This is a genomic window from Bacteroides sp. D55t1_190419_B8, assembly GCF_015558905.1.
Taxonomy (GTDB): domain Bacteria; phylum Bacteroidota; class Bacteroidia; order Bacteroidales; family Bacteroidaceae; genus Bacteroides; species Bacteroides vicugnae.
In genome coordinates, this window is sequence record NZ_JADMOU010000044.1 from 1 (window position 1) to 24706 (window position 24706).

A 24706-nucleotide genomic window follows, 5' to 3' on the forward strand; every position below is an offset into this window, starting at 1 on the left:
CGACGACACTGTATTGACCGACTGTTTTCTTTGTGATAGTAACACAGCGGAGGTAAAATATATCAAATAACCTGATAGCATGAAAGTACAGAAGTCATATAATCCATTAGAACAAGTATTTATATCTTAGATTAACTTAAAACAAGAGTAGAAATATGAATTCATTCTTCCAAACCCTCGCCTTCACCTACCTGCTCTACCCGATACTGGGATTGTTACTGGTAGGCTTAGGCATTTTCATAGCAAAGAAGAACGCCTTGCTGTGCAACAAGCGGCTGGTAGGCTACACCGTCGGTGCAATCGTCATCCTGACGCTCCCTGCTTTGCTGGGATTTCTTGATTACGGCTTCATGCCATACGGCTACATCTTTCTTGCCATGCTGTATCTCCTTCTGGGCAGTTATAACATACGAATGATTGCGTGGGTTTTTAAGGACGACTACAAGTACCGCCACGAAATCATACTCACCAGTTTTATACTGGTGGTATCCATGTTGTTCTTCACCCTTGTCTTCAATCTCTGCAATGAACTGAAATATGGTCTGTGGGCATCCACCTGCCTGCTTCCATTCGTCATTGTCTCGGTATTTATCCGCACCTACCGTATCTTTATCGCCATTCCGATTCCCGTGTATGAAGTATGGAGATATACAGACGATACCGAGCAGGACGGATATTTTGACCCGGGCAGCCTGCAAGTCCTGCAAATAGAGCTATACAAACAAGAAAGCGACCGGGAACCGGTCAAGCTCAGTGTGAAAGCACCCGACGAAATGCAATTCGGCACATGGTTTCACCGGATGATTGACGACTATAATCTGAAGTCTCCACAAGCCCCGATAGACGACTATGCCGCAAAAGAGGGAGGATGGATTTTCTACCGGAAGCCCACCTTGCTGTCTCCCCGGCATTACATAGACTTCAACCTTACCGTAAAGGACAACTGCATCCGCAGCCGTGATGTAATTGTCGCTAAACGGGTGATGGAACAGAGTGAGAATTAAGAATATAAGAATAAAATTATATACTATATGGCAAAGAAAAATTTAGTGAACTGGTCGGACTGTATGCCGCTGTCAGCCGCCATCTTCAACCAACATGACGATTACTTTCTGAACAGCATTCGCGACAGCATAGAAGTACGAACCAACAGTTATAACTACGGGCTGTTGCCCGCACGGCAAAACAGGGATGGTGAAAACGGCATCCGTATCAGCCAGCACGTGACCGGACACATCGAAGTGCGGCTGAAATCCTGTGAAGCAATCACCTCTTCGGGCATCCGCATCCAATTTGATGCCACCGAAACGGGAAGCGAATTAGTGAAGAACTATTCTGTAGAATCGGATACCCGTAAGAATATCACGCAATGGGACATTATCCTCTCCGTGGATCCGTTCCACCGGGTAGGCTCGGGTGACCCCAATCCGGAGGAAGTTCCACCCCGCCATCCGAACGCCTTGCCCTCCTATCGGTTGTTTGTGATGCCCAAAGGAGAAATCAATATCAGTGAACTGGGTTCCCATTACCTGACCATCGGACGTATCCGCAAGGATGCCGAACGATTCATGGTAGATGCCGACTTTATCCCGCCCTGTACGACGATGAAAAGCCACCCTGAACTGCAAGAGTATCATGCCAAGTTCGGAAATATGTTCCGCTCACTGGAGAATTACAGCAAAATTATCATAGCCAAAATACATAATAGGGATAATCGCGGCGAACTGGGTGTGCACATCTCTCTGATATGTCGGGAGATGCTCCGCTACCTCGCCACCCTGCAATTCACTTATACCAATAAAGGGCTGTACAATGCTCCTATTGATGTACTGAATTCCGTATCGAGTCTGGCGCATATCATGTATGTAAGTTTCAGCTACCTATCAGGGACGCAAAAGGAGGAAACGCAGAAATATTTCTACGAGTGGAGCGACGTAACGCCCGGTTCGTTCGACGAGCAACTCGCCGATACGTTGGAGATGCTGTACGAACATACGGATATCCGGGCTTCGATGGTTCGTGCCTATTCGTTTATGTACACACTTACCGAATTGTGGCAACGGCTCAGTACGCTGGAATATATCGGTCAGCATAAGGAGAATATTGTGGTATCGGAACGCACAACGGGGAACAATACTACGGGACAGAACAAAACATGGAGCATAATGGATTGATATGGAACATCGCTTACCCAAAGAGATAAAGGGGCTTCTTCCGCCCAATACAATGGACACCGACTTCAAGGCAGAGCTATACGGAGCCTTGCTGTCGGAAGCCGGGTTCGACACCGCTCAAATTATGATGGTGCGTGACGGTAATAACCTGAGCAATGTCTCCAAAGATATCCGGTCGGTGAAGTACAGACATCATCCGAGCATGGCGGAGGGGACATACATAGAACTAAAGACCAACCGCCGGGGGATTTATGATTCGCTGCCGGAGGGATTGTTCCATGAGGCGCTCTTTCCCGGCAAGGTGAAAGATTTGGGACTTATTCTGGAAGAGATGCAGCAACATCGTAACGAAGAGTTCTTCATCCGCCGCTTTTTCAGCCTGCTGGAGAGCGAAGTGGACAGAGAAGGGATACAGGCACAATTGCTCGAATTGCGGTACGATAAAAAGAACAAGTATTCTGATTATGCGAAACTCTTTGCCGCTTGCTGGCCGGTCATCCATATTTTGTCCGGACAGGGGGCGTTGCTGTTCATCAAGTTCATGCCGCATATCCATTCGATCCGGGGCAGACTGGAAGAGGTAAGCGACGCACTGTCGCAGATTCTGGAAGCTCCGGTAAGGGTGCGTCCCAAAATGGTGCAACGGACAATAAAGGCGCAAAAACCGAACCGGCTGGGGAACATGAGACTGGGAGCAAACAGTGTGAATGTGGGGTTGCTTAATAGTGCGGAGGCTGATTTGCATATACACATAGGCGACCTGCCAACACGGGAAGTCGAAAGGTTCCTGCCCGGCAACCGCTCCCGCAAAGCCCTTGAAATGCTGGCGGATATTTTTCTTGGCGCGTGGCAGGAGTTCGATGTGACGGTCAGCGTTAGCCCTGACGAACGCAAGACTTATTTAAAACCGACGGGTGACGCCAGTCCGTGTTACCTCGGGATAAACACTTATTTATAAGAATTATGAAAGCAAAGAACAGTGAGAAAATCATCCGTGGATATTTGGAGTTTGCCGGCGGACTGTTAATCAGTACGGCTTTGAGCATGGCACTGCTCACAGGCTTTATCCATACGAATGGAAGCGAATATAAGCTGATGGAATCCAAAACGCAAGAATACGATAAGATTTACGCCAGACAGATTGCCCTGGTGGATAAGGTGGATTCGCTGTATAACTACCTGGTACTGATGGGCAGTAACGACCGGCTGAATCAGGTGGTGCTCCAAAAAGTTATCAGTACACGCAAGATGGAACTTATCGAGGAACTGCAAATAATGGATAGCAAGGATGTACTTCTGTACAAAAAACTGGCTTCGCAAATCAACGTGTTTCTGGATACCAAAGAAGCCATACGTAAAGCGGTTATTGAAGAAGGCCTTGTGAGAAATGACCTGATGCGATGCATTCAGGACAATAAACAGGCTACCCGAAAGCTGACATTGGGAAACATTAGTGTAGAAAAGTAAAATAGGAAAGATATGAGCATAACCCCTAAAAATAAAAGCAGCAAAGCCGTTAGCGAGCGTGAACGCTTTATCGGATTTGTATATGTGCTTACCCTGTTTATTGTTATCACAGGAGCCTGTGGATTTATTCTTTTCAAGTATGCAGGAACCCGCCACATCTTCTCCAATAAAATAATGGTCATTAAAAAGATGGAGCGGCAACAGGAGTTTCAGAACATACAATCTGTACAGATTGTGAGCGCAGATACCTTGTTTTCGCGTATTGAACAGTTTGAGCCGGGCGTCAATGCCTCTTATGAGGAAAATGATATCAAGTTCCTGATAAATGACCTTGCCAAACAATGGGAGAAAAACAGCTTTGACAAGCGCAATAAGATGTTCTGGCATCTCGCTTCGGTATATGAAATGTGGTTTGCCGACAAGAAAGAACTATGGAGCAAGCAGGATAACATAATAAAGTTCAAGAAAAATCTGGAGGAGTGCGAAGTCGGACTCCAGAAGAAGGAAGGCGAACTTAAAAATAAAGGAGGCAAGCCATGATGAATAAATTCCTGAATACGAAGGTTCTCTATATCTTTATCTCCGTTATCATACTTATTATGTTTTTTCTGCTGGTAATGAGAGCTTGCTCGCAGAAGCAGCCGATTCAGGCTACTGTAACTCCGTCTGACCCTGTCGTGGGGGAAGAAATATTTTTTTCCGATTCCACGTCGGGAGCGAGAATCTGGTACTGGGAGTTCGGAAACAACGAGACATCCACACAACGTAGCGGACACCATCGGTTCAAGCAAAAAGGGGTGTACAAAATACGACTGACCGTCAACGGAAATCTGGAACGCTACTTTGATGTGAGGGTAAAAGAGAAGACCAATACGGAAGACCTGCATCTGGTTCATATCATAGCTCCCAAGGAAGCCATTCAGGGAGAAAATATCATCTTCCGTGGCGAAGGACACGACGAACAATGGCGCTGGGAGTTCGGAGAGACGGGGATGATTGATTCCCGTGAAAAAACGGCTCTTTATGCTTATACCGAACCCGGAGAGTACGAAGTATTGCTTAATACGGAGAATACCCGGTATCCCATCAGACACCGGATAAACATTCTGCCCTACTATTCGGAGAATGATTCTACCGATGTAATGGTGCTCATCGGTTTAGACATCAAAGAGAAGTTACAGAACATTGCAGACGGTAAACCCTTTAATGTAAACTACAACTATGTCGTGGACAAGTATTTTAATAATAACCCGAACACGCTGGTTATTATCAACAACAATAAATATAACGACTTTTATTCTTATTGCCAAGGACTGCACCATATCGGCAGAAAAGAAACGATTATCCAGAATGTCATCGTAGAGACGGAGGATGAAGAGAGCGGATATATTACCCAAATAACGGTTATGCAAATCGAAAAAAAGAAATGAAATGAGAAAGTTATTTGTCCTATTGATTTCTATCGTCGTTTTATCGGCTTGTGCTCCCGTACACCGCTTCACTCAACTGCGGAAGCTTCCTCGTGAATATTCTGAAAATTATTCCATAGAGGGGATAAAGGCACCCAGAAGCGCTGCCCACCGCAAACCGTGGATTGTCTATTCGGACAGGGTGGAGAATGCCGCCTATGTCAATCCGGGAGGCAGGGTAAAGTCTGCCGAGGTAGGATTACTGGATACGTTCTTAGTTATCAAGACCAAAGGAGATTATTTGCGGTTGATTAAATATAACCCCACAAATATCAAGCACAACCGTATGACCCAACGCAAAAAGGCGGAATATGTGGGCTGGATGCACCGCTCCCGACTGATACTTTCACCTTCTTCCATTACCGATGTACAGTCGGGACTGCATGACAAATTGTTGACTGCGATTACCGACACCACGGCAATCATGCAATCCGCAACTTATTTTACAACCGCCGATTCATTGAAAGTGTTCGGCGATCCGGAACTACAGAATCAAACCGGCGTGGTGGGTATCCACGCTATTATATACGCGCTCAAGCATTCTGTTGACAGACGCAGTGTATTGGTATCGAAAACTCCTTCTCTCTCTACCGATAAAATCGGTGAGCAGGTTATCGGATGGATTCCCGCCGTCATGCTGCAAGAAATCGGACATCAGGTGTTCACAGGAACAGCGTTTTCCAGAGTGCCGACTTTGCAAAAGACGCTGAAATATGCTCCTATGATATATCCTTACCATACCGATTCCACCTGCTCGTTCGTCAGCGGAACATTAGAACCGGTTATTGACAAGAAGGACAACCACGTGTTCAACATCAACGGAAAGAGAATCTCTTATACCCGTGGAAATCAAATCAAGCAAGAATTGAAGCGAATAAATATCCTGTTCGCAATGGAACAGTCTTCCCGGCTACCGGAACAATACCCGATGCTGTTGAATGCCATACAGAATCTGGGACCGTTTTTTGCCGGTTCCGGTGAATCGTTCTCCTATCAATTCGGAGCGGCGGTAGCTACCCCCCGGGGCATGGAGACAATTCCCCTGACTGCTGACTACGAGATACTTATAGACCGATTGGTAAAAATGGCGTCATATGTAGCTGACACTGAAAATACTCCTTTGCCTGCATGGAAGGCAATGAGAAGTGCATTGGAACTTATCGGCAATACACCTGAAGCGGTTAATCTGATTATATCAGTCGGTGAAACGGGAGAACAGCAAGAGAATGCTCCCTCTTCCATTGTGAAAACCCTGAATGAAAAGAACTGTCGCCTGCTCGGTTGGCAACTGTACGCCTCGAACGACGATAAGTACAATAACTATGTGCTTCAACTTTCAAACATGATTGAACATTACGCCGAGTACCGCACTAAAAACAAGCGGAATATGATTCTGTATGCCGACCAGTTTTGCCGCAGCAACCTGCTGCGGGAAGCAGGCCCGAATTTTCTCATGCTCGACTATCCCTATGCCAGCATGACACAAGGCGGTTTCCTGTTTCCGGAGAAAGGTGAAACCCTGCCAATGGAATTGTTTGCCGGAGCGGTGGATTCCATCGTAACGCAGATAAAAGCGGATCACCAATTGCTCTCTGAAAGCATAGACCGTGCATTTGCCACGGTTGGCAATGGTAAAGACCGTTTAGACAGTCTTCTGATTGCAACCTATCATCTGCCTCAAGGGGTAAAACCGGATAAGGAGTTTAAAAAAATATTTGGTGATGTTGCTCCGGTATGGTATAGGAAAACAGGAAGAATTACCGTTCCGGACAGTTTGATGCGCTATTACCTGCTACTCTCCGACCCGGAACTGAAACAGACAATAGAACGCTTGGAAACACTCTGTGCCATAGAAGTGGATGTGAAGGACATGAATAAGCCAAAGAAAGGTAAAGTTAAACAGTTGTGCCGCTATTTAAGGGAAAGGGTACGCCCCGATAAGGTGGAAACTCTCGGCGCATCACCCGCAAATCCTGAAAGCAAAGTAGATACGGTGTATGTATCTACCGGAAAAATACGCCGCCACCTTTATCGCTTTTATATGTCAGAACTGCGCAACTGCCGGATCTGTAAAAATAAGCGAAAGGAAATCAGGCGATATTCTCTTTCTTATGCACACAGTCAGATATTTGGAGTTCCGACTAACAGCCCTGTGCTTGATGACATAACGGTGAAGGATCTCAAAAAGAAAAAACAGTTAACCGACAAAGAGTTGGACGAACTTATTCAATATTTTAAAGAGAGGAAAGAAAATATGGCTAAGAAATACGGAGAAGAAAAAATAACGATGGAAGGACAAAGCTATTATTACATAGCTTCAGAACTGTTACCGTAGGAGAAAAAGTATTTCCCAAAGAAAAATAGCGTAATAAATTATGATACGAAAAAATCATAAGCCGGCGTTTTGTGATGAAAATCCAATAGATTGCCATTTTGATGTGAAAAGCTTTCCTGCCGGGACAACGGTGCATAGCGACGATACGAATATCATTTACTTGATATTCTGCATGAAAGGGCATGCACGGATTACCAGTACATTCTTCCACGATGAAATCCTGTGTGCGGGAGAGGTGATGTTCGTTCCCCGTGGAAGTGAATACAGCGGTGTGGCTTTAAGTGATGTTACGCTGCTGGTTCATAAATACAATAACACAATCTGCCGGGCAGAGAACTGCATCCTTTCCTATCTTTATTCACACAAGAATATTGATCCCAAAATTTATTGTTGCAAGCTGACCACCCCGAATTCCATGCAGGTGCTAATGAGTACGGTTACCACTTATATAACGGACGGAACGCATGATGCCGACCTCTGGAAGCTGAAGCACAAAGAACTTATCTGGGTATTTACCCGTTACTACGAGGCGGAAGAGTTGCGCATGTTCTTCCACCCGATAACCGGTGAGCAAATCCCGTTCAGAAGTCTGGTACTGACACACTACCGCAAAGCCAATAATACCGAAGAGCTTGCCGAACTCTGCGGCTATGGCGTACATACGTTTCGCCGACTATTTAAAAAAGAATTTGATGTTCCTGTTTATCAATGGCTTATTAAGAAACGGGCGGAAAATATTCAATACCGACTGTTACAGCAATTTGTCCCTTTGACGGATATTATCGATGAGTTCAATTTCTCATCTCCGCAGCATTTCAACAGTTTTTGTAAACAGTATCTGGGTGATACGCCCGGCAATCTGAGAAAATCAAAGCAATAACTTTTCCGATGATTAAATTATATGATAATATGCCAATTATCTGTGATAGAATATCCTGACAATACCTGTACCTTTGCACCCAAAACCAGAAATAGAATTTGAATGCAAGAAAAGTATGAAGAAATGATGCAGGAAGTGGACAGACGGGTATCCGGCATTGACCTGAACGGAAAGCATATCATTAAAGATTGTAAAACTATTATTGTCTTCCTGAAAGAAAAATTGAGTGAAATGAAAATGCTTGTAGAATCAATGCCTTTCAGTGATGAAACCGAAGAAATCTCTTTTTTCAAGTATCAAAAACCGATGTTGCTGGGACGGCTGATCTATTTTCACAAGATACTCAATGTGGAAAGCCAGCGTCCTCTGGACGAAACTATATTGGATGCCTATTACGAGAAGCGGCAGGAGGAACAAAAGCTGTTCTTTGACCGCCACGTGTCGTTTTTTCAATACTACCGTCTGGGTTCCTGCCACATGGATACCTATTATTTCCTGCGTGGGAATCAAGAAAATGTATTTGATGTGGATGTGTGCCCTTTAGAAGACGATTCGGTTTTTACCACCGGATATGACCAGCTTGTAGCCCGTATCATCGCAATGGAAATGCTCTATGCTTTCCTGTCCGTACGGCGTGCATGCCTGCAAAACATGGATGGAGTGATGCTGAAATCAAAAAGTGCCTGTCAATGGACGGGCAACGCAATCGAATTGGTGGAGTTGGTGTACGGACTGAACGAGATGGGTTGTATCAATAACGGCGAAATGCCCATCAACGAGCTGGCCGCCTTTGTGAGCTTATTGCTGAATTTGGATATTCGCGACTGTTACAGTGCCTATACAGATATGAAGCGCCGCAAGAACGAGAGTCGCACGTACTTTTTGGACAAGATGCGGGAAAGGTTGAACAAGCGGATGCAGCAGGATGATGAGAGGGAAAGGACGCGGAAATAGCAATATTCTCACGGTTTTTAACTACTTTTGCAAATGATTGAAAATAAAACGAATATAGATGAATAGAAATTTATTAATGACGGCAGCGGCTCTGTTGCTACTTACAAGTTGTGGAGGGCAGAGTAAATACGAAAAGGCGATTGCCGATTTCGTGCAAACAGATAAAAGAGGTACTTGGACGGATTTACAATTCAAAGTAATTGAAATGGGTGAACCGACCGACATTACAGTCAAGGACAGTGTAGCTATCCTTACGGAGAAGTTTGACATTGATAAAGAGAAACTTATAACTATGCTCAACGGGAATATCGCCAGAAACAAGGCAAGTATGGAAAAAGAGCGTTTTACAACGATGAAACAGTTTTATCAAAAGTTGATAGACAAGAATCAAGCAGTTGTGGATTCATTGATGAAAACGACAGTGAAGTTGCCTGAATCATATAAAAATGCAGCAGGGACAACCATATTAGCCAAAGAGATAACATGCAAATTTTCTATTATAAATCCGATGATGGGCAATGCTAAACAGGAAATAACAGAAACTTTTGTTCTGAATGCCGGGGGTGATAAGTGTTACCGACGGAACAGCAAGAAAAAGAAATAAAGCATTCCGGCTATATGAAACAGCAGCAATGGTCAAGGTTGTATGACAAGGAAAAGACAGCAAGGATACTATTGTAAGATATGTGGAGAACGAAAAGCCAATGAACGGTTCAGCGGTAAAGGTCATGCCGTGCATATCTGCAAGGAATGCCAATCCCTGCCCGCTGAAATACAAACCGACATGAGGCGTATTCGTGACGTAGAACGGCTACTTGGTAAATTTCCCCTTTCCCGTCAGGATTGGGAACTGCTGGAAAAGTATTCTAAGAAATATGCCGGTAAAGAATCCGGGCAATTTGCACAAAGCATCTTGGATGACCTACGGGCAAAGCCCTCATTGGATGAGGAGGACGATATGGAAGAGTACAATGATGAGCATGGATACGGATTCACGGATATAGACCGACTGCCGGTATTTGCGGAAACAATGAAGTTCAAAGAACTTCACGGTGAGTTTAAAGCCTTGCTGCGGGAGTACATCCACCGGGAAGTTTCCGGCTATTGGGAACTTCATCAAAAGAATCCGCCGGAGCATATCCTGATTGAGATAAGGAAACGGATGTTATGTGTAGTGAAGGAAGAATACAATATCATATTAAAGAATGATGCGCTATTCAGGCAGTTCTTTCAGGACAATGCGGCGTCCGTACTCACTAAGCTGCAAAAGAAAATGGAGGAAAGCGGGTAAATCCTGCTATCCTCCATTTTTCTTATTGGTCGTTATCCTTTCTGCTGCAACAGGTGTGCCAGTGCCGGATCATCTGCGATTCGTTTGAGTTCTTGCGCTACAATCTGTTTCACGTCCTCCTTGATACGGTTGTAGTTCTCCTGTATCTGTTCCTTCATTCTATCCACACCGTTCTCATCGGTAAAATCGGTTATGACAGGGATTTTCTTGTAAGCCGCCTCTTCCCGTTTTACTTTCTCTGTATCCACCACAATCTCGGCGTGGAAGATTTTCTGTTCGATACGCTCCGTGAAGTTATCCGATACGGAGCCGACAAACATACCCTGTGTCAAGCCGGAAATTTTGCTTGGAGGTATCAGACTATCCATCTGTGTATTGATGGAGGTGGATTTGTCGTTACGGTTGATGGTGATACTCTGTCGTTTCTGCAACACCTTTCCGAAACGTTCGGAAAGCGTCTTTGCCGTTTCACCCACTACCTGACCGCTAAAGATATTGCCGACGGTGTTCATCACGACTTTGGCTTCCTTGTCGCCATAGTCACGCACCAACTGGCTGAAATCCTGAAAGCCCAGACATACTGCCACCTTATTGCTTCGGGCAGTGGCAATCAGATTATCTAATCCCTTAAAATAAATCGTCGGTAATTCATCGATGATAACCGAACTCTTCAACATCCCTTTCTTATTGATGAGCTTCACGATACGGGAATTATACAAGCCCAAAGCCGCTCCATAGATATTTTGTCTATCAGGGTTATTGCCTACACACAATATTTTCGGCTCTTCGGGATTGTTTATATCCAATGTAAACTCACTGTCCGACATGACCCAATAGAGCTGCGGTGAAATCATGCGCGAGAGAGGAATTTTGGCAGATGCAATCTGCCCCTGCAACTGCTCAGCCGCTCCGCCAAGCCACGCATCCATGAAGGGGGAAAGGTAGTTTTCAAGTTCCGGATAGCTTGTCAGAATGGGAAATATATCTTCGTACCGGCGGTTAAGGAACTCGATGGCGTGCGGGAATGTGCAATACTTCCCGTTTTGAAATATTTTGAGATACCAGATAATCGCTGCAAAGAGGATGATGGGTGATTCCACAAAAAAGTCGCCCTGCTTTTGCACCCAACTTTTATTAAGATTAAGCATGATGGTGTATGCACTCTCGTAAGCATCCGTAATATCCTCCATAAAATCGGGATGGATGGGGTTGCAACGGTGGCTTCGACGCGGGTCGTCAAAGTTGATAACATAGAATTGTGGCTTGACCTTGTACCCGTCCAAGTTATTGATTAAGTGATTGTAAGCGATGGTGGAAAGGTCAGGATATTTGAAATCGTAAATATATTGACTGAAGCCCTTCTCTATCTGCTGTTTGATGAACGAATTTACCACAGCGTATGATTTACCCGAACCCGGAGTGCCGAGTACGATGGAGGCACGGAAAGGGTTCACCACATTAATCCATCCTTTCCAAATCTTCTTCTTGTACCAGAAACGGGTGGGCAGGTTGATGGAATATTCATTTTCCAGCAGTTTGGTTTCTTGCATGAAGCTTTCGTTCTCGTTGTTGAAAACGTCGTCCATCAGATTGTTTTTCAAAAGGCGGCTCATGTAAAGCCCCGACATCAGCAGGCAGATATAGCCGACTGCCATTGTGAAAATATAGATAGCGGTGTTCGCTTCCACGCCAAGCGGCAATGCAAGCACCCACCAGTTCAGGAAAAAGAACACGAATCCCACCCCCATATAGGTCCATATCTTCGTCCATGTGATTTTTTCCTCTTTCACCCCGCTGGTCCCCAAACAGGACAGCGCAAGCAGGAGAACGGTGAACAACTTGGTGTAGATGATACAGCCGAACAGCCCCGCCGTGCGGTGGAAGTTCATCAGGATTCTATCGACCACGCCGATATTCACTCCCCATAACTTGACAGCCCCGTAACAATACCAATAGATATTGATTACGACAAATAATATACTCACGGCACGCAGGAAATCCATGATTTTCGCCAGCGCCCTCAAATCGTCTTCTTGTTGTGACATACTGATTCTGTTTTAAATGTTACAATTAAATACCTCTTCCTTTTCTCTTTTTCTTCTTACGCTGCATCCGGTGGCGGAAGGCTTCTTCCTCCGGATCAGTGCCCTGTGATACCGGAATATCGAACAGTCCTCCGGTAATGGTATCCTCGTCGGATTGGGAGCGATGCAGCACGAACGGTTGCCGCTGCTCTGCTGCCTGTGGTTCCGGCGAAAGGGTTACGCCTATAAGCTGTGTTGGATGTGGCGTATGCGCTTCCACCCATTCCTGCAAGGCGTTGGCGGAAAGTTCCTTTCCCATACGGGAACCGTTGAGTACACAGCCCGTCTTGTGGTCGATAAAGGTCACTCCGTAGATGCGTCCCGTATCGGTTTCACGCAGTACCACATCCACGCCTTTGGCTTTTAGTTTCTCCAACAGTTCTTCTCTACCGGATGCTTGGCGCATGGCGGCAGAAACTTTCCCTTTGGTGTATTTGCTTAACTCCTTCTTCTGTATTTCATCTTTGGAGGCGGCACACCGTGCATCGAAAGCATCCCACCCGGCATACTTGCCGAAGCGGGAGGCTTTCAGCGGATTGCCGACCTTGTTCCCTTTCTCGTCCGTTGCCGAATAGACAAAGCCCCGGTACTCCCTGCCGTGTACTTCTCCCCGTGCTTCCTCAACGGTTATATTATATAAGGAGAGCAAGGCACGGTATTCACCCAGCGATTGGAAACGGTAGTTTTCGGAAAGTCCTTTGAGTACGTTGCCGACCTGCCGTTTCACATTACCTCCGGTTACGTCCACCTTGCGCAAAGCCGCCTGTTCCTGCCGCTGCTTACGGTCACCCGATGAATGCAAGCCGTACTTTTTTTCCAATGCGTTGGTAGCCCGTTTACTCCGGCGGTGGATGTAATCGTTGTCCAGCCGCTTGCCGTCCAGCCCGACACGGATGGAAACGATATGCAGGTGGTGGCGGTCGATGTCCTCATGCTTGAATACGACGTAAGGCTGCTCTCCGTAGCCGATTTTCTCCATGTACTCCCGTGCGATGTCGCTCAGTTCGGTATCGGTCAGCTTGTCGTCCGGGTGCGGGTTGAGCGAGATATGGATAATGGGTTTCTCGGTACGCATACGCTGGGGCAGATACCTTTCAAAATCCGATGCGGCACGGGCGATGTCCATCGTCCCTGTGCCGTCGTCAAAGATTTTGTTGGATAAAAGCAGCTTGCCTTCCCCCTCGTTTACCTTCTGCCCGTTGTATGCCAACGCCCCGTAAAGGGAGGCTCCTACATTCATGTTGGCGACCATTCTCGCTCGAATTTCTGTGTGAGGGCAACGACTTCACGGCTTACCGCTACCAACTCACGTGTGATTCCTTCCAGTTTGTAAAGCAATGCCATCGCCTTTTTCTCCGAAAAACGGCTCTTCAATTCTTTCACGGTCTGGTTGTAATTGACACCGATGCGTCGGAACTGCGCGTGCAAATCTGACAGCTTGGCATAGTATTCGGGGAAAGAATTATCCACCCGGATAACTTTAAATTCCTCCCCGAATACCATCGCCTTGATAAAAACCGCCTTCGCGTACTCGCCCGACTGCTCGTACATGGTGAGGAAACGGGCGTGTTCCTCATCATCAAAACGCACCATCACGCAGTGCGTCTTGGGGTTCAACTTCGGGATGCGTCCCGTTCTCTTTGTTTTTTCTTTCATACAATGTGGATTTTAGTGTATCGCGACAAAAGCCACTCATCACGCCTACGGCAGTTTCTACGGGCAGTCCGACTTCGGAGGACTGACCAAGCCCCCTGCAAGGGCAAGGTGTGGCGGGTTACCCGCCGCCTTTTGAGTTACTCAAAAGACACCTTGCTCTATTCTTGTGAATAGAAAAATCCGTCCGAAGACGGATTGAGGTAAGCCCATATCGACTGCCATGCGGACATGAACGGTTAGCCTTGTCGCTTGGGCACAAAAGTACGGGGTTTATCCGCCTGATTTACAAGCGCGAAAGTGCCACAAGGTTCCATACGAAAGCCACAAGCTGCCACCCGCCGGGAAAGTGATACAAGCTATGAATATTAGTCGTTTATTTGCCGGAGAATTGAGTAACGAATGATTAAAAGAGATGAAGAAATATAGCCGTAGCGATAGAAAACATCAGGTCATTATTTCATTGCGGACGCAACGAAATAATGGTTCAATGAGATGTTTGAATAAAGACTTGCTGTTGTACAGGTTTACATATTTACTGTCGTGCTGTCGTATCGTCGTAAGGACTTGCTTCTCCAATGATGGATTGGTTCGATTTGATAATGGCTTGTTTCACCGTTTCAGCATGGCTTTATATCCCCGTGTACCCGATTATTGACTGACCTGTATAGGTAATTAATTATAAATTAAAAACATTACGATTATGAGTAAAGAAATCTTTGTCGCATTTGCCACACAGAAAGGTGGCATCGGAAAAACTTCGGTAACTGTGCTTGTCGCAAGCTACCTGCATTACGTGAAGGGATACAATGTCGCCGTCATTGATTGTGACTATCCCCAAAACAGTATTATGGACATCAGGGAGAGGGAAATCAAACTGATAAGTGAAGACACCTACTTTAAGACGCTTGCCTGCAATCATTTCAGGAAGGTGAAAAAAAAGGCTTATCCGGTCATAGCCAGCAATCCGGTCGATGCGCTTGATGATGCGGAACAGATGCTGAATGAGGAAGAGGTAAAGCCGGACATTGTCTTTTTCGATTTACCGGGAACATTAAAAAGTGAAGGTGTTGTCCGCACACTTGCCCAAATGGACTATATTTTCGCTCCTTTGAGTGCGGACCGTCTGGTGGTGGAAAGCACCCTGCAATTCACTTCGATGTTCAACGAAAACTTAATGACTACGGGTATCGCTAAAGCCAAAGGATTGCACCTGTTCTGGACAATGGTGGACGGCAGGGAGAAAAGCGAGTTGTACGAAGTATATGAGAAGGTCATTGCCCAAATGGGGCTTTCTGTCCTTAAAACATCATTGCCTGATAGTAAGCGTTTCCGCCGTGACCTGTCCACCGAAAGAAAAACGATATTCCGTTCAACCATCTTTCCGGTGGATAACCCACTGCTCAAAGGTAGCAACATCAAAGAGTTGTCGGATGAGATATGTAACATTATTAAGGAATAGATGCTATGGGAAGCCGCAAAGCCGATACGGAAGGGATAGATGAAGCCTTGCTGCTGGAGTCTATCAAACAACGGAAACGGGATGGCGGCGTACAGCCGACAAATGAGACACCGCCTCCCTTCCGACAACAGGATGATGCACCGCCTGTTTCTGAGAAAATGCAGGAACAGCCTAAAGAAATTCCGCGACGTAAAAAACAAAATGCTGATTATGGGGCGACATTCCTGCAACGGAACGAGATTAAAACCCGCCAATGCGTCTATATCAGCCGGGAGATACATAATAAGGTATCTAAAATTGTGAATGTAATAGCGGATAAGGAAATAACAGTCGGCGGGTATATAGATTCGGTGCTTGCCCGACATCTGGAACAGCATAAGGAAGAGATTAACGAGTTATACAGAAAACAACGTGAAGATTTAATTTGAATGATAACAAGAATAATAGCTTATGGAAATAGTATTGATATGTCTGCTCCTGCTTTATAACGGATGGCTGGTTACTTATATCCTATCGGGCAGACAGCAGAAAAGTAGTTCGCAAGCGGAGGAAAAGCCACCCGCCAAGCCACCGCAAAAAACGGATGATATTGTCGGCAAGAGCCTGTTCAAAATGCAAACGAAAGTGCCACAAACTTCCATTCAGGAGCCACAAGCTGCCAAAGTGGATGAAGGTGAGGAAGTTACGGATATTGCAGTTACTTTTGCCGATGATAAGGGCGAAGCACCTCCGGCACGGATACCTGACGATGAGCTGGACGAAGCGTTTACCGACATTCGTATCGAAGACATTCCTGTGGAATATGCGGACGATGAAGAAGGAGGACGGACACCGGTTAAAAGGTATGCCACCGGAGCCAGCTTTGAGGAAATCGGCAATGCGGTAAACATAGCCGATAACCCTGCCGCCACAGCGGACGAACGAAAACGGGCCGGGCTGGTCTTTTCAGAAATGAAAGACAGTGAGTTCTACAATAAATTGATGGAGAACAACTCAGAGCGGGCAAAGAAGATAACGGGGTTAATGGACGAAGTTTCCGGTAAATCTATCTCTGGGGAGGGAAAGGAGGTCGGAAATGCAGTCCATCCCCAAAATACACTCGAAGTGCCTGCGGACATCAGCGGGTTCGACATTCGGGATTTTGTGTAACGATTAAAAAGTAAAGGACAATGAAACAGAAAGAGTACGGATAAGCGGAGTGCCGCCACTAAAATCCAAGAAGTAAAAAAAGTATTCATCGTCGTGGGAGCCATCCAACTCTCACGGCAAAAACAAAAAAAGTATTTATGACAAAAAAACAGATTCTTTTATCGACAGCCTGCCTTCTGGCTGCATCTTCCACTTTCGCACAAGGTAACGGCATGGCGGGTATTACCGAAGCCACCAATATGGTAACCAGCTATTTCGACCCGGCGACAAAGTTGATTTACGCTATCGGTGCGGTCGTGGGGCTCATCGGCGGCGTAAAAGTTTACGGGAAGTTCTCTTCCGGCGACCCCGATACGAGCAAAACCGCCGCTTCGTGGTTCGGGGCTTGTATCTTCCTGATTGTAGCCGCCACTATTCTCCGTTCCTTCTTCCTATAATATAAGGTATGGCAGAGTTTCCAATCAATCGCGGGATTGGAAAGTCGGTTGAGTTCAAAGGGCTTAAAAGCCAATACCTGTTCATCTTCGTGGGCGGGTTGCTGGCTCTCTTTATACTCTTTGTGATTATGTACATGGTCGGTGTGAACCAGTGGTTCTGCATCATCTTCGGGCTGGTCGCCGCATCGGTTCTGGTGTGGCAGACTTTCGCCCTGAACGCCAAATACGGCGAACACGGCTTGATGAAAATGCAGGCACGTGGCAGTCATCCCAAGTACATTATCAACCGGCGTAAAATCCCCAAGCTATTCAAAAGAGGTCGCAGACCCTCTTAAATACCTATACATTATATAATAAGGAGAAAAGAATGAGAAATACATTAAAAGCAGCCACGCTTGAAAGCAAGTTCCCGCTTCTATCGGTGGAACATGGCTGCATCATCAGCAAGGATGCCGATGTGACGGTGGGGTTCCGGGTGGAACTGCCCGAACTCTATACCGTGACCTCGGAGGAATACGAGGCGATACATTCCACGTGGGTGAAAGCGATGAAGGTGCTGCCGGATTATTCAATCGTCCATAAGCAGGACATCTTTATCCGGGAGACTTACCAGCCTGATACCGATAAGGAGGATATGAGTTTCCTTAGTCGTTCATTCGAGCGGCATTTCAACGAACGTCCCTATCTGAATCATTACTGCTACCTGTTCCTGACGAAAACAACGAAAGAGAGGAGCCGCACGCAAAGCAACTTCAACACGCTTTGCCGGGGTTTCATCGTTCCGAAGGAGATAAAGGACAAGGAAGCGGTAACGAAATTCATGGATGCGGTCGGGCAGTTCGCCAGTATTATGGGTGAAAGTGGGCTTATCCACCTGCAACAGCTCACCGATGAGGAGATAACCGGAACGGACACCAAAGCGGGAATTATTGAAAAGTATTTTTCCTTGTCCCAGACCGACACGACCACCCTTCAGGATATTACCCTCAAAGCGGACGAAATGAAAATCGGCGATAACTACCTGTGCCTGCATACACTCTCGGACGTGGAGGACTTGCCGGGCAATGCGGAAACGGATATGAGGTATGAGAAGCTATCCACGGACAGAAGTGACTGCCGGTTGTCCTTTGCTGCTCCCGTCGGGTTGCTGTTGCCGTGCAACCATATCTTTAATCAATATGTGTTCATAGATGACAGTGCCGCCAATCTCTCCAAATTCGAGAAGATGGCGAAAAACATGCACTCCCTTTCGAGGTACAGCAGAAGCAATCAAATTAACAAAGAGTGGATCGACGAGTATCTGAACGAGGCGCATAGTTTCGGCTTGACCTCCGTCCGCTGCCACTGCAACGTGATGGCATGGAGTGACGACAGGGAGGAACTCAAACAGATCAAGAACGAGGTGGGAAGCCAACTGGCTCTCATGGAGTGCAAGCCACGCCACAATACCACCGATACGCCGACCTTGTTCTGGGCAGGTATTCCGGGCAATGAAGCTGATTTTCCGGCGGAAGAGAGTTTCTACACGTTCATCGAGCAGGCGGTTTGCTTCTTCTCGGAGGAAACAAACTATAAAAACTCTCCGTCCCCTTTCGGTATCAAGATGGTGGACAGGCTCACGGGAAAGCCTTTACATATCGACATTTCGGATTTGCCGATGAAAAAGGGAATAATCACCAACCGTAATAAATTCGTATTGGGACCGAGTGGTTCGGGAAAATCCTTTTTCATGAATCATCTTGTCCGCCAATACTACGAGCAGGGCACGCACGTGGTGCTGGTAGATACGGGAAACTCTTATCAAGGTCTTTGCGAGATGATAAACAAGAAGACCAAAGGGGAAGACGGGATTTATTTCACGTACACCGAAGAAAAACCCATCAGCTTCAACCCGTTCTATACCGATGATTTGGTTTTCGACGTGGAGAAAAAGGACAGTATCAAAACATTGCTCCTTACCCTCTGGAAAAGCGAGGACGATAAAATCAGCAAGACGGAATCGGGTGAACTGGGAAGTGCGGTAACGGCATATATCCGGCTCATACAGGCTGACCGGAGCATCGTGCCGAACTTCAATACGTTCTATGAATTTATGCGAGACGTGTACCGCACGGAACTGGAGGAACGGGCTATCAAGGTGAGCAGGGACGAGTTTAATCTGGACAACTTTCTCACTACGCTCCGGCAGTATTACCGTGGCGGTCGGTTCGACTTCCTGCTCAACTCGGACAAGAACATCGACCTGCTATCCAAACGGTTCATCGTCTTCGAGATTGACGCGATTAAGGAAAATCGCGAACTTTTCCCGGTGGTTACCATCATCATCATGGAGGCGTTCATCAACAAGATGCGCCGCCTGAAAGGTGTCCGGAAACAACTGATTGTAGAAGAGGCTTGGAAGGCTCTGGCTTCCAATAACATGGCGGAGTATATGCGTTACCTCTACAAGACCGTCCGTAAATATTTCGGGGAAGCCATTGTCGTTACCCAAGAGGTAGATGACATCATCTCTTCACCTGTGGTAAAGGAAAGTATCATCAACAATTCCGACTGTAAAATCCTTTTAGACCAACGCAAGTATATGAACAAGTTCGACGCCATTCAGGACTTGTTAGGTCTGACGGACAAGGAACGGGGGCAGATACTCTCCATCAACATGGCGAACAATCCGAGCCGATTGTATAAAGAGGTCTGGATCGGATTGGGCGGTACGCAATCGGCGGTCTATGCTACCGAAGTTAGTGCAGAAGAATATTTGACGTTCACAACGGAGGAAACCGAAAAGATGGAGGTGCTTGCCCTTGCCGAAAAACTCGGCAGCATTGAACTGGCAATCAAACAGCTTGCCGACAAAAAACGGTGCGGGGCGCACAGCCGATAATTTAAAACTTAAAAATCAACTGACATGACAATCATTTCAAAAAGCCGGCTCATCGAGCTGGCAGGCTATGCCCTTGCCTTGTCTTCCCTGCTGCTGAGTGCGTGCGGTGAAGCGAAAGAGCAGGATTTGGACAAACTCTGTGGTAATTGGGTCAGCGTGGGCAGAAAGCCCGACGTGCTGGTATTCAAGGAAGGTGAGCAGTACAAAGTAACCGTTTTCAAGAAGTCGGGGGTCAGCCGCAAGCTGAAGCCGGAAACTTTTCTCACCGTTCAGGAAAGCGGCAACCTCTTTATCAATACGGGCTACCGGATTGACATTGCCTATAACGAGGAAACGGACGTGCTGACCTTTTCGCCGAACGGGGATTATACAAGGGCAAGTGAGAAACAGTAGTAACCATTTAATAATGTAACGTATAAGAATGAAAATAAGAATAACGATGCTTTTCTGCCTGTGCCTGCTCTTTGCGGGCAGGGCAAGTGCCCAATGGGTGGTGACCGACCCGACAAATTTGGCGCAGGGGATAGTCAATACAACCAAACAGATTATCCAGACCTCTTCCACCGCCCAGAATATGCTGAAGAGTTTTCAGGAAACGGTGAAGATTTATGAGCAGGGTAAAAAATATTACGATGCATTGAAAGCCGTGAATAATCTGGTTAAGGATGCAAGGAAAGTGCAGCAGACCATTTTGATGATAGGCGACATTTCGGACGTCTATGTGAACAGTTTTCAAAAGATGATGAATGACCCGCACTATTCGGTGGAAGAACTCGGAGCCATCGCCTTTGGTTATACGAAGCTCTTGGAAGAGAGCAACGGCGTGCTTCAGGAGATGAAGGAGGTGGTGAACATCACCACGCTCTCGCTCAGCGACAAGGAACGCATGGACGTGGTGGACAGGTGCTACAACTCGGTGAAGCGATACCGCAATCTGGTGACTTACTATACCAACAAGAACATTGCGGTAAGTTACCTGCGTGCGAAAAAAGCCGGGGACACCGACCGTGTGCTGGCTCTGTACGGGGATGCTAACGACAGATACTGGTAAGCTATGATGTTGTTAGCCGTTGATTTCAGTAACCTGCATGAGATTCTAAGAAACCTCTATCAGGAAATGATGCCCCTCTGTTCCAGCATGGCGGGAGTGGCAAAGGGGATTGCCGGACTGGGGGCATTGGTTTATGTGGCTGTGCGTGTGTGGCAGGCACTCGCACGGGCGGAGCCCATCGACGTGTATCCGCTGCTCCGACCGTTCGCCATCGGTATTTGTATCATGTTCTTTCCCACGCTGGTACTCGGTACGCTCAATACCGTCCTGAGCCCCATTGTGCGAGGTACGCACGGGATGCTTGAAACGCAGACGATGGACATGAACAAGTACCGTGAGCTGAAAGACAAGCTGGAATATGAGTCCATGATGCGCAATCCCGAAACTGCCTATCTCGTGTCCAACGAAGAGTTCGACAAGCAAATTGACGAACTCGGATGGGGAGCCAAGGATATTGCCACGATGGGCGGTATGTATATCGAAAGGAGCATGTACAACCTGAAGAAAAACGTGCGGGATTTCATGCGGGAGGTATTGGAACTCCTGTTTGCCGCCGCCGCTCTGCTCATCGACACGCTCCGCACGTTCTTCCTGATCGTGCTTGCCATCTTGGGTCCGATAGCCTTCGGCATATCGGTCTGGGACGGGTTCCAATCGACGCTCTCCCAATGGATGTGCCGCTACATACAGATTTACCTGTGGTTGCCCGTGTCGGATCTGTTCAGCAGCGTGCTTGCCAAGATACAGGTGTTGATGCTCGAAAACGACATCTCGGAGTTACAGAACAATCCGAACTTTTCGATTGATTCCAGCAACGGGGTTTACATCGTATTCATGATTATCGGAATACTCGGTTATTTCACTATTCCGACGGTATCGAGCTGGATTATACAAGCCGGAGGTATTGGCGGCGCATCCCGTCCTATCAATATGATTGCCGGGCGTGCGGGTGGCATGGCGGGAGCCGCTGCCGGAGCGGTGGCGGGTAATCTTGCCGGACGTGCGGGTCATGCCGCCGGAAATGTGGCAGGCAGTGTGGGACGTGGTGCTGTCAACGGAGCCAAAAAGGTAGCGGGGGCAGCCGGACGGATGATAAAAAAGTACAGATAATCAAATTAAAAAAGTAAAACAATGGAATTTAAGTCATTAAAGAATATCGAAACGAGTTTTAAGCAGATCCGCCTGTTCGGTATCGTTTTTCTGATAGTTTGCCTGGCAATCGTGGGTTACTCCGTTTGGAGTTCCTACACCTTTGCCGAAGCGCAGCGACAGAAGATATACGTGCTGGACGGTGGCAAATCCCTGATGCTCGCCCTTTCGCAGGATTTGTCACAGAACAGACCGGTGGAGGCACGTGAACACGTGAAACGCTTTCACGAACTCTTTTTCACCTTGTCGCCGGATAAGAGCGCGATTGAGGGGAATATCAAGCGTGCGTTGCTATTGGCTGATAAGAGTGCCTTCAACTATTACACCGACTTTGCCGAAAAAGGGTATTATAACCGTATCATTTCGGGAAATATCAATCAGGCGGTGCAGGTGGACAGCGTGCAGTGCAATTTTGACACCTATCCTTATAAGGTCAGCACCTACGCGCGGCAGATGATTATCCGTGAAAGCAATGTGACTGAGCGAAGCCTTGTCACAAGGTGTAATCTTTTGAACTCCGTAAGGAGTGATAATAACCCGCACGGTTTTATCATCGAAGCCTTTGAGATTATCGAGAACAGGGATATAAAGGTACAGAAACGATGATAGGCAGATTCATAACCAAAATACAGGATTGGGCGGACGACAGGCTCCGCCGCCTGTGCGGGCGTATCACTCCCGGAAAGCGGCTGGCAGTGCTGCTGACGATGTTCCTGTTCTTCGGTATCGCTTCGGTGTACATCTTCGTCTCGGCGATATATGACATCGGAAAGAACGAGGGACAAAGGATAGAAATCGAGCATATCCGAATGCTCGAACTGCAAGGGAAAGACAGTATCAACCAATTAAATTATTACGATAATGGAACAGATTCAAGAGAACAAGAGTGAGGTAAAGCCGCCTAAGGAGCCGGATAAGCCCAAAAAGGAACTGACCGAAGAGCAACGGCAGAAACAGAAGAAAATGATTGTCTATCCGCTTATGGCACTTATCTTCTCAGTGGCGATGTGGCTGATATTCGCACCGTCCGGTGCTGAAAAGGAGCAGGAAAAAGGACAGTCCGGTTTCAATACCGATGTCCCCGCACCGATTGACAACAAGTTAGCAGACGACAAGCTGGCTGTTTACGAGCAGGAACAGTTCAACCGCAAACAAGCGGAACGGCGGGAACAGATGCAGGATTTGGCTTCGATGTTCGGTTCGGGAGAGAGTGAGGCACAGGGCGATGACCTGTACGATGAACCGGAAACGGAACCGAAAAGCGGCTTGGGCGGTGGCGGAAGCACCCGACCGAAGGAAACCATCTACGCCTCTGCCAATGCCTACCGGGATATGAACCGCACACTCGGCAATTTCTACGAACAACCGAAGGAAGACCCGGAAAAGGAAGAGATGCGCAAGGAACTGGAAGAGCTTCGGGAGATGGCATACAACCGTCAAACGGAAAAAGAGACGGCAGACGAGCAGTTGGCATTGCTGGAAAAGTCCTATCAGTTGGCGGCGAAGTATATGCCGCAGAATCAGGGACAGCCGTTCACCGGGCAGCCGGACGTTTCACCTGCCGTAACCGATGCCAAGCCGACCGAAGCGTATAAGAACGGTAAAGCGCAAATGAACTCCGTCGGGCAGGTACGACAACGGGTGGTATCGGGATTGGCGCAACCGATGAGCGATACAACATTCATTGCCGAATATGCGCAGCCCCGTAACCTCGGTTTCCTCACGGCAGTCGGTACGGCAGGTGAAACGGAAAAGAACACGATAAAGGCGTGCATCCACGATAACCAGACCATCACGGACGGGCAGGCGGTACGCCTCCGTCTGTTGGAGCCGATGCGTGCCGGAGAAACGGTCGTTCCGAAGAACGCCATTGTTACGGGTATGGGCAAGATACAGGGTGAACGGCTGGGTATCTCCATCACGTCGTTGGAATACAGGGGGATGATTATTCCGGTGGAACTGACGGTGATAGATTCGGACGGGCAGGAAGGTATCTTCATTCCGGGTTCGATGGAGATAGACGCCATCCGTGAGATAGCCGCCAATCTGGGCGGCAACCTCGGAACGACCATCAACCTGAACCAGCAGAGCGCGGGCGACCAACTGCTGACCGATTTGGGTAAGGGAGCGATACAGGGTACTTCCCAATATATCGCCAAAAAGATGCGCACGATAAAGGTGCATCTGAAAGCCGGATATAACCTGATGCTGTACCAAAAGAAACAATAAAAACCAATTATTTATCAATCAACGGGGAATGTTCCCCACCA

Annotated in this window: 26 protein-coding genes and 1 pseudogene; 24 read left to right on the forward strand and 3 right to left on the reverse strand. The window is 47.2% G+C overall.

Annotation, left to right across the window (positions count from 1 at the left end):
* The first annotated feature begins 155 nt into the window (after positions 1–155).
* The 11 genes from I2I13_RS22815 to I2I13_RS22865 all read left to right on the forward strand — a co-directional run bounded on the left by I2I13_RS22815 (position 156) and on the right by I2I13_RS22865 (position 10570).
* On the forward strand, positions 156–1004 hold the full coding sequence (locus I2I13_RS22815) for a TssN family type VI secretion system protein (protein ID WP_195650601.1): 849 nt from the start codon (positions 156–158) through the stop codon (positions 1002–1004).
* Between the two features lie 27 nt (positions 1005–1031).
* Positions 1032–2174, forward strand: coding sequence for a type VI secretion system membrane-associated complex protein TssK (locus I2I13_RS22820; RefSeq protein ID WP_195650602.1), 1143 nt, complete (start codon positions 1032–1034; stop codon positions 2172–2174).
* A gap of 1 nt (position 2175) precedes the next feature.
* Positions 2176–3132, forward strand: coding sequence for a type VI secretion system baseplate subunit TssG (locus I2I13_RS22825; RefSeq protein ID WP_122330164.1), 957 nt, complete (start codon positions 2176–2178; stop codon positions 3130–3132).
* Between the two features lie 5 nt (positions 3133–3137).
* Complete coding sequence (gene tssO / locus I2I13_RS22830; protein WP_122330165.1) at positions 3138–3641, forward strand: type VI secretion system TssO; 504 nt, start codon at positions 3138–3140, stop codon at positions 3639–3641.
* A gap of 12 nt (positions 3642–3653) precedes the next feature.
* Positions 3654–4181: a type VI secretion system transmembrane protein TssO gene (locus tag I2I13_RS22835; RefSeq protein ID WP_195650603.1), complete on the forward strand. Its 528-nt coding sequence runs from the start codon at positions 3654–3656 to the stop codon at positions 4179–4181.
* A complete protein-coding gene (locus tag I2I13_RS22840; protein WP_195650604.1) occupies positions 4178–5071 on the forward strand; it encodes a PKD domain-containing protein in 894 nt (297 codons plus the stop codon). The genes I2I13_RS22835 and I2I13_RS22840 overlap by 4 nt, the downstream gene beginning before the upstream one ends.
* Position 5072: 1 nt before the next feature.
* Positions 5073–7445, forward strand: a complete 2373-nt coding sequence (gene tssR / locus I2I13_RS22845; protein WP_195650605.1) for a type VI secretion system protein TssR domain-containing protein — start codon at positions 5073–5075, stop codon at positions 7443–7445.
* 40 nt (positions 7446–7485) lie between these two features.
* Positions 7486–8325, forward strand: a complete 840-nt coding sequence (locus tag I2I13_RS22850) for an AraC family transcriptional regulator (RefSeq protein ID WP_195650606.1) — start codon at positions 7486–7488, stop codon at positions 8323–8325.
* Between the two features lie 102 nt (positions 8326–8427).
* A complete protein-coding gene (locus I2I13_RS22855) occupies positions 8428–9279 on the forward strand; it encodes an RteC domain-containing protein (RefSeq protein ID WP_229128699.1) in 852 nt (283 codons plus the stop codon).
* A gap of 58 nt (positions 9280–9337) precedes the next feature.
* A complete protein-coding gene (locus I2I13_RS22860) occupies positions 9338–9883 on the forward strand; it encodes a hypothetical protein (protein WP_195650607.1) in 546 nt (181 codons plus the stop codon).
* 42 nt (positions 9884–9925) lie between these two features.
* Positions 9926–10570: a hypothetical protein gene (locus I2I13_RS22865; protein WP_195650633.1), complete on the forward strand. Its 645-nt coding sequence runs from the start codon at positions 9926–9928 to the stop codon at positions 10568–10570.
* A gap of 32 nt (positions 10571–10602) precedes the next feature.
* On the opposite strand, the gene mobC is transcribed toward I2I13_RS22865, so the two are convergent.
* From mobC to mobA, 3 genes are read right to left on the reverse strand one after another with little or no spacing between them, the layout of a single operon-like run.
* Positions 10603–12615, reverse strand: coding sequence for a conjugal transfer protein MobC (gene mobC / locus I2I13_RS22870; RefSeq protein ID WP_195650608.1), 2013 nt, complete (start codon positions 12613–12615; stop codon positions 10603–10605).
* Between the two features lie 25 nt (positions 12616–12640).
* Positions 12641–13906: a conjugal transfer protein MobB gene (gene mobB, locus I2I13_RS22875; RefSeq protein ID WP_195650609.1), complete on the reverse strand. Its 1266-nt coding sequence runs from the start codon at positions 13904–13906 to the stop codon at positions 12641–12643.
* A complete protein-coding gene (gene mobA / locus I2I13_RS22880; RefSeq protein WP_195650610.1) occupies positions 13891–14310 on the reverse strand; it encodes a conjugal transfer protein MobA in 420 nt (139 codons plus the stop codon). Before mobA ends, mobB begins: the two co-directional genes overlap by 16 nt.
* A gap of 412 nt (positions 14311–14722) precedes the next feature.
* On the opposite strand from mobA, the gene I2I13_RS22885 reads away from it, so the two are divergent.
* The 13 genes and pseudogenes from I2I13_RS22885 to traM all read left to right on the forward strand — a co-directional run bounded on the left by I2I13_RS22885 (position 14723) and on the right by traM (position 24665).
* Complete coding sequence (locus tag I2I13_RS22885) at positions 14723–14965, forward strand: hypothetical protein (RefSeq protein WP_195650611.1); 243 nt, start codon at positions 14723–14725, stop codon at positions 14963–14965.
* A 45-nt stretch (positions 14966–15010) separates the two neighbouring features.
* Positions 15011–15769 (forward strand): annotated as a pseudogene (locus tag I2I13_RS22890) (ParA family protein); the annotation flags it as partial.
* A gap of 5 nt (positions 15770–15774) precedes the next feature.
* The gene (locus tag I2I13_RS22895; RefSeq protein WP_195650613.1) at positions 15775–16197 is read left to right on the forward strand and encodes a DUF3408 domain-containing protein; all 423 of its coding nucleotides are present in this window, start codon (positions 15775–15777) and stop codon (positions 16195–16197) included.
* Positions 16198–16219: 22 nt separating this feature from the next.
* The gene (locus I2I13_RS22900) at positions 16220–16918 is read left to right on the forward strand and encodes a hypothetical protein (RefSeq protein WP_195650614.1); all 699 of its coding nucleotides are present in this window, start codon (positions 16220–16222) and stop codon (positions 16916–16918) included.
* Between the two features lie 137 nt (positions 16919–17055).
* Positions 17056–17355 (forward strand): DUF4134 domain-containing protein, encoded by a 300-nt coding sequence (locus I2I13_RS22905; protein WP_195650615.1) that lies wholly within the window; start codon positions 17056–17058, stop codon positions 17353–17355.
* An 8-nt stretch (positions 17356–17363) separates the two neighbouring features.
* Positions 17364–17690 carry a DUF4133 domain-containing protein gene (locus I2I13_RS22910; protein ID WP_195650616.1) on the forward strand — a complete coding sequence of 109 codons (327 nt, stop codon included), beginning with the start codon at positions 17364–17366 and terminating at the stop codon, positions 17688–17690.
* A gap of 32 nt (positions 17691–17722) precedes the next feature.
* Entirely contained in the window at positions 17723–20236 is a 2514-nt protein-coding gene (locus I2I13_RS22915) for a TraG family conjugative transposon ATPase (protein ID WP_195650617.1), read from the forward strand.
* Positions 20237–20260: 24 nt separating this feature from the next.
* Positions 20261–20629 carry a DUF3876 domain-containing protein gene (locus I2I13_RS22920; RefSeq protein WP_195650618.1) on the forward strand — a complete coding sequence of 123 codons (369 nt, stop codon included), beginning with the start codon at positions 20261–20263 and terminating at the stop codon, positions 20627–20629.
* 46 nt (positions 20630–20675) lie between these two features.
* Positions 20676–21287 carry a DUF4141 domain-containing protein gene (locus I2I13_RS22925; RefSeq protein ID WP_370540854.1) on the forward strand — a complete coding sequence of 204 codons (612 nt, stop codon included), beginning with the start codon at positions 20676–20678 and terminating at the stop codon, positions 21285–21287.
* A gap of 3 nt (positions 21288–21290) precedes the next feature.
* Positions 21291–22397 (forward strand): conjugative transposon protein TraJ, encoded by a 1107-nt coding sequence (gene traJ, locus I2I13_RS22930; protein WP_195650620.1) that lies wholly within the window; start codon positions 21291–21293, stop codon positions 22395–22397.
* 21 nt (positions 22398–22418) lie between these two features.
* Positions 22419–23042 carry a conjugative transposon protein TraK gene (traK, locus tag I2I13_RS22935; protein WP_195650621.1) on the forward strand — a complete coding sequence of 208 codons (624 nt, stop codon included), beginning with the start codon at positions 22419–22421 and terminating at the stop codon, positions 23040–23042.
* Entirely contained in the window at positions 23039–23326 is a 288-nt protein-coding gene (locus tag I2I13_RS22940) for a TraL conjugative transposon family protein (RefSeq protein ID WP_195650622.1), read from the forward strand. The genes traK and I2I13_RS22940 overlap by 4 nt, the downstream gene beginning before the upstream one ends.
* Positions 23298–24665, forward strand: coding sequence for a conjugative transposon protein TraM (traM, locus tag I2I13_RS22945; RefSeq protein ID WP_195650623.1), 1368 nt, complete (start codon positions 23298–23300; stop codon positions 24663–24665). The genes I2I13_RS22940 and traM overlap by 29 nt, the downstream gene beginning before the upstream one ends.
* The last annotated feature ends 41 nt before the right edge of the window (positions 24666–24706 follow it).